Raw genomic sequence first — 10,326 nt, forward strand, 5'->3', positions numbered from 1 at the left:
CGTCAGGCCGCGACGTCGGACGGCTCGACGCGCCCGTAGCGCACGATCGCGTCGAACAGGTCGAGCGCGGTGCGGTCGTCGTCGAGGATGCCGCGGACACGCGGCGGCGCGAGCCGGCGACGCGCGAAGCGCTGCGCGACGACGGCCTTGCGCGCGTCGCCGTCACGTCGCAGCGACCACGACGCCTCGTCGAGCAGGAGCGCGCCTTCGGCGAGATCCGCGAGGAGGTACGAGAACCGGCGGGCGTGCAGCAGCTGCAGGTCGGTGGGCGACGTCTCGAGATGCGCGATCGCCTCACGGGCGTCCTTCAACGTCGTCGCGACCGCGTCCGCTGTCAGCGCGAGCGCGCGGTTCCCGTTCGCCTCGTCGAGCGCGCGCTCGACCCTCGCGAGGAGCGCCTCGTGTGCCCCTTCGTTGCGCATCGCGCGGCGCACGTCGAGGCAGAGGATGTTCTCGGCGCCCTCCCAGATGGTGTGGCACTGCGCGTCGCGCAGCTGGCGTGCCATCGGCCAGTCCTCCATGTAGCCGTTGCCACCGAAGATCTCGAGCGACTGACTGGCCGCGCCGATTGCTTCGCGCGTGGCGCGCATCTTCGCGAGCGGCACGAGGATCCGGCGCAGGAGCCGTCCCTCGTCCTCCGAGGCGGCGGCACGTGTCGCGACCGCGCACTCGAACGTCATGGCGAGCCCGGCCTCGAGCTCGACGAGCACGTCGACGAGTGTCTCGCGCACGAGCGGGTAGCGGTCGATGCGCTGACCCCACTGCTCGCGGTGCGCGGCGTAGATCGCGGCCTCCAGGAACGAACGCCGGTGGATGCCGAGCCCCATGAGCGCGACGCCGAACCGGCTGCCGTTCACCATCTCCATCATCTTGTTGATGCCCGCGCTGCGGCCTCCTCCGTCGGCCTTGGCGGGTGCGGCAACGCCGCCGGCGCTGTCGCCCTGACGGGCGCTGCCGCGCGGGTCGCCCGCCATCCATGCGCGCGCGCCGTCGAGGGTGACCTCCGCGGTCGGGACGCCGACGGTGCCGAGCTTCGGCTTCAGCCGCTTGATCCGGAACCCGTTGGGCGAACCGTCCGGAAGCACCCGCGGGACGATGAACGTCCCGAGGCCCGCGGCGCCGTCGGGCGCGCCCTCCGGACGTGCGAGGACGATGAACACCTCGGCGTCGACGTTCGAGCAGAAGTGCTTGTCGCCGAAGATGCGCCACTCGTCGCCGTCCGGGACGGCACGTGTCGTGTTCGCGCCGACGTCGCTGCCGCCCTGACGTTCGGTGAGGAACATTCCCCCTTCCCAGGCGTCCTCGGGGTCGAGGCTGGTGAGGCGACGCAGCAGGTCGTCGCGCACGCCGTCGGGCGCGTACCGCTCGACGATGTCGGCCGCGCCCGCGGTCATGCCGAGGCCGCAGTAGATCGCGGTCTCCGCCTGTGACACGAGGTACGCGATCGCAGCGGTCACGACGGCGGGCACGGGGCGTGACGCGTGCCACGGGAGCCCGACGAACCCGGCCCGCACGAGGTCGGCCTTGTTCGCGGTCCACGTCGGGTGGTGGACGACCTGGTCGACCTCGAGCCCCCAGTGGTCGTAGCGGCGCAGCTCGGGACCGTGCTTGTCGGTGATCTCGGCGCGGCGCGCGACGTCGCCGCCGACGAGCGCGCCGAACCGGCCCACGTGCTCCTCGGCGAAAGTCCGGTCGGCGGGGTCCGGGAGGTGACGGTCGAGGAGGAACCGCAGGTTGGGGTCGCCGGCGTACCAGTCGAGTCCGACCGCCTGCTCGTGCGTCGCGTAGTCGGGAAGCATGCTGCCGAGGGTACTGGTGCCCAACCTGCGCGAGAGCCCGATCCGGCGCCACGGGCGCGACTACCTTGCCCCGGAACGTGCGGCGAACGATCGCCGGAGGCAGGCGTGGGAACCCGACTCGCAACGCTCCTGGTCGCTGCGACGGTCGCGCTCGTGACCGTGTCGTGCGGCGGTGGTGGCACCAAGGCCGACGCGCCCACTCGCTCGCAGTACGTCGCGCAGGTCAACCGGCTCTGCCTCGAGTCGCTCGCGCAACGCCGCACGCTCGTCCCGTCCACCGCGACGCCGAAGGCGCTGACCGACGCGCTCCAGCAGTCGGTCGCGATCGACGAGCAGCTCCAGCAGCAGATCGCGGCGATCCAGCCGCCCGCCGCGCTCCGGCAGGACGTGCGCCGGCTCCTCGACCTCGAGACGCAGGAACACCAGGTGATCCTGCAGCTCGTCGTCGCGATCAACCGTTCGGACGCGCAGTCGACGAACACGCTCTACACGCAGCTCGACCAGCTGGGTTCGCAGCTCCGGCCGCTCCTCGACCGGCTCGGCTTGACGAAGTGCAGCGAGAAGGTGTGAGTGGCCGACGGGCCGCGTGTGGTGTCGTCGCGGCCGCGCTCGTCGCGGCGGTGTCGTCGTGTGGCGGTTCGTCGCACAGCATCTCGAAGCCCGAGTACGTGACGCGCGCGTCGGCCGTGTGCCGGGATGCCGACCGTGCCGTCAACGCGGTCCGCGGCGACGCGACCGACACGACCGCGCTGGCCACCTCGATCGGGCGCGTGCTGTCGATCGAGCGCGACGCCGTGAAGCGGGTTCGCGCCATCCCGCCGCCGCGCGCCGACGAGCCCGCGCTCGACCACTGGCTCGATCTCGTCGACCGGTCGCTCGACGAGGTCGACGACGCCCGGCAGGCCTCCGAGCACGGCGACGCCGCCGCGGCGGCCGCGGCGAACGCACGGGGTGCCGACCTCGCCCAGCAGGCGACGGAGGCGGCCCGTGCCTACGGCATCACCGCGTGCGTCACCGGCTGAGCGACCGTACTGTCCCCCCGAGCGCGAGAAGCGAGGCGCCAGGGAGCGGAGACATGACCGAGTTGTGGGAGCGGGACGCATGGACGATCGCGGACGACGTGCGCGCCGGGACGCTGCGCGCGCGTGACGTCGTCGACGTCCATCTCGCGCGGATCGAGCGCCGCAACGGGGAGCTGAACGCGATCTGCCACCTCGACGAGGACGGTGCGCGCCGGCAGGCCGACGACGTCGATCGACGCGTCGCGGCCGGTGAGGACCCCGGGCCGTGGGCCGGCATCCCGATCGGCGTCAAGGAGCTCTCGCAGGTCGACGGGTTCCCGGACACGCACGCGTCACTGTTGCATCGTGACGCGGTCGCGAGCGCCGACGCCCACGAGGTCGCGCGCCTGCGCGCCGCGGGTGCGGTGATCGTCGGGCTGACCACGTCGCCCGAGTTCGGCTCCGTCAGCTTCACGAACACGCCGCTCCACGGGATCACGCGCAATCCGTGGGATCCGAAGCGGACGCCCGGCGGCTCGTCGGGCGGCTCCGCGGCGGCCGTCGCCGGCGGCCTGCTGCCCGCGTGCACCGGCAGCGACGGAGGTGGCTCGATCCGCATCCCGTCGAGCTACAGCGGCCTGTTCGGATGGAAGTGCACGTTCGGGCGCATCGGTGCGGGCCCCGACCCGTTCGACACGTCGCTCACCTCCGTGCACGGCCCGATCGTCCGGTCGGTGCGCGATGCCGCGCGCTACATCGACACGGCCGCGGGCCCGACCGCGACCGACCCGACGTCGCTGCCGCCGCCCGCGCTGTCGTACGAGGACGCGCTCCTGTCCGGCGAGGCCGTCGCGCGCCTTCGTGGGTTGCGCGCCGGTTGGAGCAGCACGCTCGGTTACGGCGTCGTCGACCCCGAGGTCGAGCGGGTGACGCGCGAAGCCGCGGCGGTGCTCGCCGAGCGGGCCGGGATCGAGCTCGTCGACATCGACGTCGACCTGCCGCCGCCCGGCCGCTCGTGGAGCATCGAGTCGTCGGTGTCGATGGCCGCGTGGCACCTCGACGCCGCGCGCGAGCACTGGGACGAGCTCACGCCCATCGTGCGCTCGGGCCTGCAGATGGTCGACCGGTTGCGACCCGACGGCCTGCTGAAGGCGATGCGTCGCCGCCACGAGCTGCTCACCGCGGTCGGCGCCGTCTTCCGCGACGTCGACCTGCTCGTCACCCCGACGACCGCGACGACCGCGCTGCCCGCGGAGGGTGTGTTCGTCACCGAGGTCGCGGGACGCGAGGCGGACCTGTTCGTCGCGTCCGCCGCGTTCACCGCGCCGTTCAACATGACGGGTCAGCCCGCGGCGAGCATCCCGGCCGGGCTCGTGGACGGCATGCCCGTCGGCGTGCAGGTCGTCGCGCGCCGGCACTGCGACGAGCTGCCGCTCGCGGCCGGCGCGGTGCTCGAGGCGGCGCGGCCGTGGCCCAAGCTCGCACCCGGCTGGTAGCCCACCGGCGAACTGGGAAGTGCGGCGGCAACCCAGTGGCCGTCCCGCTTCACAACACGCGCGAGCGGGTCCGTCAGGGTGTCGGGTTGCAGACGAGCGAGCCCGGGTCGTTGTCGACCGTGTAGCCGAACGGGACGACCGCGCGACCGCAGCCGACGTCCGCGATCTCCGATGGCGCACCGACCCGCGCGACGTCGTCCTGCTGCGCGACGTCGGGCGGGAGCTGGCACGTGCCGTACTCGAACTGCGTCCCGTCGGTCGGGCACGCCGGCGGCGTGACGCCCTCCGGGACGAGCGACACGCTCGCCACGCGGTGGGGCGGGTTCACGGCCGCCTGGTGCGGCTGGAGGTCGCAGGCGCCGAGCGCAGCGGCGGCGACCACGACGAGCACGAGCGCGTATCGGCGCATGGGAGACCCCTCCTTCGACCTGTGGGTCTCTCATCGGGCGCCGACGGCCCGGAATGAGGAAAACCGCCCGACGGCTTTCGCGGCGCGCCGGTTCAGAAGTGATACGTCTGCACGTCGAACGTGCCGCCGTTCTCGTTCGTGGGCGTGACGGTCACCGTGTTCCCGTTCACCGAGACGAGCAGGAACCCGTAGACCTGGCTGTCGCTCGAGGGCGCAGGGGCGTTGCACGACGTACCGGACGCGCCGATCGCGTAGGCGTCGAAGCTGCTGCACCCCTGGACCTTGCTGATGAAGTCCGCGCCCCCCGTCCCGTCGATGTAGCTCACCATCGACGTCCCCGCGATCTGCGGCGTGTTCCGCTCGTAGTCGTGGGTGTGTCCGTTGAACACGATGTTCACACCGTTGCTCGCGAGCAGACCCTCGAGGCCGTTCGGTCCGTCGAGGTAGGTGTCGGACCCGTCCCCACCGTCCGAGTGCAGCGGATAGTGGAAGAACGCGAACTTCAGCGGCGTGCTCGCGTGCGCGGCGAGGTCGCTCTTGAGCCATTGCAGCTCGGCGCCGCACGCCGCGCAGCCCGGGACGGGTCCGTTCCAGTGTCCCTCGAAGTCCGCCTCGAAGGCGGGATAGTTGTCCGACCACGCGACCTCGAGGACGTAGAACCGGGCGTTGCCCCAGTTGAACGCGTACCAGGCGCTGGCGAACGTGTTCGTCTGCTGCATGGCCGGGATGCAGCAGTACTGGTCCTGCTGCATCCGGCCTCCCGAGCTCGTGACCGCGCTCGTCTCCGGGAAGTTCTGCAGGTACGGCTGGCTGATGTCGAAGCCGTGGTTGCCCTGCGCGAGGAACCACGACTTGGTCTGTCCGCCGAGGGGCCAGTCGTCGAGGTTGAAGACGTTCCCGTCTCCGATGTCCCCGTAGTCGGACTGCGTCCCGTCCGGGTACGCGTTGTCGCCGACGCTCACGACGAAGCTCGCGTTGCTCGCGCGGACGCGCGACAGCACGTTCGTCTCGTCGGGCGTCCCCCCGCCGAAGTCACCGATGACCGCGAAGGAGAACGGCGTGGTCGCCCCCGGCGTGACCGCGGTCGTGAACGTGCCCGGCGCGCCGTTCTGGAGGTCGGTCGAGCCCTGGGTGAGGTGGTAGCAGTACGAGGTGTTCGCGGTCAGACCGGTGAGCGCGGCGCTCCACTGGTACTCGGTGTTGCTCCCGACCGTGATCGGCGAGACGAGCGTCGCGTTCACGCTCGACCCGCTGCACGACGGCGACGGGCCGAAGGTGACGACCGGTACCGCGTTCTGATCCGCCGTCGCGAAGTTGATCCTCTCCGACGTCGTCGTCGCGTCGGTCGGGTACGGGGTGCGGGCGAGGCACCCCGCGGCGACGACCGAGAACGCGACCAGCGCGCCGAAGACGAGCGCGCGCGATCGCGTCACCGGCCCATCCTCCCCGCTCGTAGTGCGGTGGAAAACCCCGCGTGTTGTAACCGTCGCGGACGCGCGACGTCACGCGCGCGAACGAAGATTTTGCGCTTCGTTCATCGTCGTCACACACGCGTGACATCTCGCGCGCGACGCCCGCGTCCGTCCGCGAGAAATTGATGGGGCGCGCGTTGTAGCGCGCCGGTCGCCGGACATACTTTCGTTGCCGGTTCGTCGCGTCCCCCCGGCGCGCACGTGCCAGTGACGACGCGGCGGGACAACATTCGAACGCGCCACTCCGTCGCCTGGTGCCAGTGGTTCAACCGGTTGGTTCCAGCGGTTAGGGGCTTCCTTTTGGGCAAGGGAGGAAGCATGCTGGTGAGCGACCGCGACGTGGTCGTCGACCTCCCGGGAGCCGGTTCCGCGGGGCCCGATGCGATCCGCGTCAGCGTCGTGATCCCGACGCTCGACGAAGCGGCGAACCTTCCGCACGTGTTCGACCGTCTGCCGGCCGACGTCTACGAGGTGATCCTCGTCGACGGGGGTTCGACGGACGGCACGGTCGACGTCGCGCGCCGTCTGCGACCGGACGTGCGCGTGCTGCACCAGACCGGCCGGGGCAAGGGCAACGCGCTGCGGGAAGGGTTCACCGCGTGTCGCGGCGACGTCGTCGTCACGCTGGACGCCGACGGCTCCACCGACCCCGCCGAGATCCCGCGCTTCGTGCGCGCGCTCGCCGACGGTGCCGACTTCGCCAAGGGCTCGCGGTTCATGGTCGGGGGTGGGAGCAGCGACATCACGGGGTTCCGCCGCCGCGGCAACCGCCTGCTGCGAGCGACGGTGAACTCCCTCTACCGGACCCGCTACACCGATCTCTGCTACGGCTACAACGCGTTCTGGGCGCGCCACGTCGCCTTGCTCACGGCCGACGCAGTCGTGCGGGCCGACGGCGCCGCGCGCATGCGTCTCGGTGACGGCTTCGAGATCGAGACGTTGATGAACGTGCGCGTCGCGGCCGCGGGGTTGCGCGTCGTCGAGGTGCCGAGCTTCGAGGGCGAGCGGATCCACGGGGTGAGCCGGCTCAACGCGCTGCGCGACGGCGCGCGTGCGGTGGTCGTCATCGGCCGGGAGCGGCTCGGCCGGCGTGCGGGGGCACGTCGCATCCCGAGCGCGGTCGCGTCGACCGACGGCCGGTCGACGGACCTGGCGGCGGCGGCCGGCGCGTCCCGCGACGGCGCGTCCCCCGACGGCGGGTGTCCCGAGCACGTGCCCGCGTGGGTCTGCTGCTGCCCCGCGGAGGTCGCCGGATGACGGCGACGAGCAGCGCGCAGGACGACGCGCAGCGCGCACCGACCGCACAGGACGTCGGTACCGTCACCGTCGTCGTGTGCACCTACGACGGTGACCGCTGGGACCTGCTGTGCCGCGCGCTCGCCTCGGTCCGCCAGCAGTCGCGGGTGCCGGAGCAGATCGTCCTCGTCGTGGACCACAACCTCGCGCTGCTGGAGCGGGCGCGTCGTGCGTTCCCGGACGTCGACGTCGTGCCGAACGCGTGTCCACGCGGCCTCGCCGGCGCGCGCAACACCGCGCTCGTGCACGCGCGCGGCGACGTCGTCGCCTTCCTGGATGACGACGCGCGCGCCGATCCCGCGTGGTTGGAGCGGCTGCTCGCGACGTACGCCGACGACCGGGTCGTCGGCGCGGGCGGTGCGGTCGAGCCCGCGTGGGTCGCGCCCAAGCCGCGCTGGTTCCCCGACGAGTTCCTGTGGGTGGTTGGGTGCAGCTGGCCGGGCCTGCCGTCGTCGGTCGGCGCGGTGCGCAACCCGATCGGGGCGAGCATGTCGTTCCGCCGGCGCGCGTTCGAGCGGGCCGGATCCTTCACCGACGGCGTCGGGCGCGGCGCGTCGAACCTCATGGGCTGCGAGGAGACCGAGTTCTCGATCCGGCTGCACCAGGCGCTGCCGGACGGTGTGGTCCTGTACGTGCCGGCCGCTCGCGTCGGCCACTCCGTCGACCGGTCCCGCACCACGTGGCGCTACTTCGTCACGCGCTGCGTCTCGGAGGGCCGCTCGAAGGCGCTCGTCGCGGCGAGCGTCGGCGCGGACGCCGCGCTCGCGAGCGAGCGGACGTACACGACGCGGACGCTCCCGCGCGGGATCGCCCGCGGCATCGGCGACGCGATGCGCGGCGACTGCGCCGGGTTGCTCCGCGCCGGCGCGATCGTCGCCGGGCTCGGCGCGACGGCGGCCGGCTACATCCGCGGTCGCGTCGCGTTCGTACGAGCGAAGAGGAGGTCGTCACTGCCGTGAGCGACGACGGGATCCCCGTCCTGCTGTACCACGCCGTCTCCGACGTCGCCCGCCCGGGGCTGGAACGGTGGACCGTCTCGCGTGCGGCGTTCGACGACCACGTCGCGAGGATCGCGGCGTCGGGGCGCGTACCGCTGACGATCCCGGAGCTCGCCGACGGTCTTCGGGGTGAGCGGCCGCTGCCCGACCGCCCCGTCGCAGTCACGTTCGACGACGGCTACGACGACACGCTCGCTGCGGTCGGGCTGCTGGCGGACCGCGGCATCGCGGCGACCGTCTACGCGACCGTGTCGTCGCTCGGGACGACCGGGATGCTCACGGCCGACCACCTCGCGGACCTCGCGCGCGTCGCACGTGTCGAGGTCGGCGCGCACGGCATGACGCACCGACGGCTCGACGAGCTCGATCGTGCCGACATCGTCCACGAGCTCGTCGCGTCGCGCGGCTGCATCGAGGCGATGACCGGCCGCCCGTGCACGACGTTCGCCTACCCGCACGGCGCGCACGACCGTCGCGTCCTGACCGCGGTCGTCGCGGCCGGCTACCGGTCGGGCGCGGCCGTCAAGAACGCGCTCTCCCACAGAGGCGACGACCCGTTCGCGATCGCGCGTGTGACGATCGAGGCCGGGACGTCGACGTCCGATCTCGAACGCGTCCTCGCGGGCGTGCGCGGGCTCGCACCACGCCACGACCGGCTGCGCACGCGCGGGTACCGGTGGGCACGCCGTACCCGCAGCCGGCTCCTCGCCGGGACGGCCCGTCGATGAGGTCGGAAGCGGCATCCGGAGCGACGGACGCGCGGGTCGTGACCCTGCCCGGCACCGCGACGCGTGTGGACCCCGGCGCCCGCTCGCTCGCGTCGCCCGTCCTCCTGCGCCAGGTCGAGCTGGCGCGTGGGTTCGCCGACATCGCGGTGCCACACGGCGCGCACGGCCCGTACGGCGAGCGCGCGCCGTACGCCGAGCTGCGACTGCTCGTGCGACTCCACCGCCGCCCGCTGGGGATCGTCTCGATCGGTGTCTCGGGCCGCGACGTCGTGACCGCGTCCGAGCTCGCAGCGGCCGTCGTCGACGAGCTCGGCGACGACATCCACGCTCACCTCCGCGACGACGCGTTGCAGCGGCGTCAGACGAACGGATCGTCGTCGCACGCGATCCCGCCGACCGCGGGAGCGTCGTGCACCCATGAGGTACGGCTCGCGCGCGCGGCGAAGCCATACGTGTCGGTCGTCGTCACGACGTGCAACGACGCGGCGCACCTCGTCCCCTGCGTGCGCAGCATCCTCGCGTCGTCCTACGACATGTTCGAGGTCGTCGTCGTCGAGAACCGACCGCGCGGCTCGACCGTCGCGCACGCGCTCCGCGACGCGTTCGCCGGCGACTCCAGGGTGAGGTACGCCGAGGAGCCGATCCGCGGTCTCTCCGCGGCGCGCAACCGTGGAGCCGACGAGGCGCGCGGCGACGTCGTCGTGTTCACGGACGACGACGTCATCGTCGACCGGCACTGGCTCGCCCACGTGGTCCTCGCCTTCGTGGAGACGTCGGCGGACTGCGTGACCGGGCTGATCCTGCCGTACGAGCTCGAGACGTCCGCGCAACGGTGGCTCGAGGAGTTCGGCGGCTTCGCCAAGGGGTTCCGTCGCGTCGTGTACGACGCGAGGTCCGGTGACGGTGACCCGCTCTACCCGTACGCGGCGGGCCGGTTCGGCTCCGGCGCGAACACCGCGCTGCTGACGTCGGTCGCGCGCGAGATCGGGCCGTTCGACACCAGCCTCGGTGCAGGAACGGCGTCTGCGGGTGGTGAGGATCTCGACCTGTACATCGGGCTGCTCCGCGGTGGTCGCCGTCTCACGTACGAGCCGGCGGCGATCGTGTGGCACCGCCATCACGCCGAC

General features: G+C 72.4%; 10 protein-coding genes. 7 read left to right on the plus strand and 3 right to left on the minus strand.

Features of this window, described 5'->3' with window-relative positions:
- Positions 1–2: 2 nt before the first annotated feature.
- The gene (locus VFC33_11710) at positions 3–1,799 is read right to left on the minus strand and encodes an acyl-CoA dehydrogenase family protein (GenBank protein HZR13903.1); all 1,797 of its coding nucleotides are present in this window, start codon (positions 1,797–1,799) and stop codon (positions 3–5) included.
- 105 nt (positions 1,800–1,904) lie between these two features.
- On the opposite strand from VFC33_11710, the gene VFC33_11715 reads away from it, so the two are divergent.
- From VFC33_11715 to VFC33_11725, 3 genes are read left to right on the plus strand one after another with little or no spacing between them, the layout of a single operon-like run.
- Positions 1,905–2,369, plus strand: coding sequence for a hypothetical protein (locus VFC33_11715; GenBank protein ID HZR13904.1), 465 nt, complete (start codon positions 1,905–1,907; stop codon positions 2,367–2,369).
- Entirely contained in the window at positions 2,366–2,821 is a 456-nt protein-coding gene (locus tag VFC33_11720; protein HZR13905.1) for a hypothetical protein, read from the plus strand. Before VFC33_11715 ends, VFC33_11720 begins: the two co-directional genes overlap by 4 nt.
- A 53-nt stretch (positions 2,822–2,874) precedes the next feature.
- Entirely contained in the window at positions 2,875–4,296 is a 1,422-nt protein-coding gene (locus tag VFC33_11725) for an amidase family protein (protein HZR13906.1), read from the plus strand.
- Between the two features lie 73 nt (positions 4,297–4,369).
- On the opposite strand, the gene VFC33_11730 is transcribed toward VFC33_11725, so the two are convergent.
- Positions 4,370–4,705, minus strand: a complete 336-nt coding sequence (locus tag VFC33_11730; protein HZR13907.1) for a hypothetical protein — start codon at positions 4,703–4,705, stop codon at positions 4,370–4,372.
- A 92-nt stretch (positions 4,706–4,797) separates the two neighbouring features.
- Positions 4,798–6,138, minus strand: a complete 1,341-nt coding sequence (locus tag VFC33_11735; protein HZR13908.1) for a metallophosphoesterase family protein — start codon at positions 6,136–6,138, stop codon at positions 4,798–4,800.
- Between the two features lie 357 nt (positions 6,139–6,495).
- Between VFC33_11735 and VFC33_11740 the strand changes: the two genes are divergently transcribed.
- The 4 genes from VFC33_11740 to VFC33_11755 form a co-directional block, all read left to right on the plus strand.
- A complete protein-coding gene (locus tag VFC33_11740) occupies positions 6,496–7,434 on the plus strand; it encodes a glycosyltransferase family 2 protein (protein HZR13909.1) in 939 nt (312 codons plus the stop codon).
- Positions 7,431–8,432, plus strand: coding sequence for a glycosyltransferase (locus tag VFC33_11745; protein HZR13910.1), 1,002 nt, complete (start codon positions 7,431–7,433; stop codon positions 8,430–8,432). Before VFC33_11740 ends, VFC33_11745 begins: the two co-directional genes overlap by 4 nt.
- Positions 8,429–9,199 (plus strand): polysaccharide deacetylase family protein, encoded by a 771-nt coding sequence (locus VFC33_11750; GenBank protein ID HZR13911.1) that lies wholly within the window; start codon positions 8,429–8,431, stop codon positions 9,197–9,199. The genes VFC33_11745 and VFC33_11750 overlap by 4 nt, the downstream gene beginning before the upstream one ends.
- 38 nt (positions 9,200–9,237) lie before the next feature.
- Positions 9,238–10,326 (plus strand): glycosyltransferase (locus VFC33_11755; GenBank protein ID HZR13912.1); only part of this gene is annotated, 1,089 nt, incomplete at its 3' end.

Source organism: Acidimicrobiia bacterium, assembly GCA_035651955.1.
GTDB lineage: Bacteria > Actinomycetota > Acidimicrobiia > IMCC26256 > JAMXLJ01 > JAMXLJ01.

Coding starts and splice junctions, on each gene's coding strand:
- VFC33_11730 (HZR13907.1), bottom strand. CDS start 4,705: ATGCGCCGATACGCGCTCGTGCTCGTCGTGGTCGCCGCCGCTGCGCTC.
- VFC33_11725 (HZR13906.1), top strand. CDS start 2,875: ATGACCGAGTTGTGGGAGCGGGACGCATGGACGATCGCGGACGACGTG.
- VFC33_11710 (HZR13903.1), bottom strand. CDS start 1,799: ATGCTTCCCGACTACGCGACGCACGAGCAGGCGGTCGGACTCGACTGG.
- VFC33_11745 (HZR13910.1), top strand. CDS start 7,431: ATGACGGCGACGAGCAGCGCGCAGGACGACGCGCAGCGCGCACCGACC.
- VFC33_11740 (HZR13909.1), top strand. CDS start 6,496: ATGCTGGTGAGCGACCGCGACGTGGTCGTCGACCTCCCGGGAGCCGGT.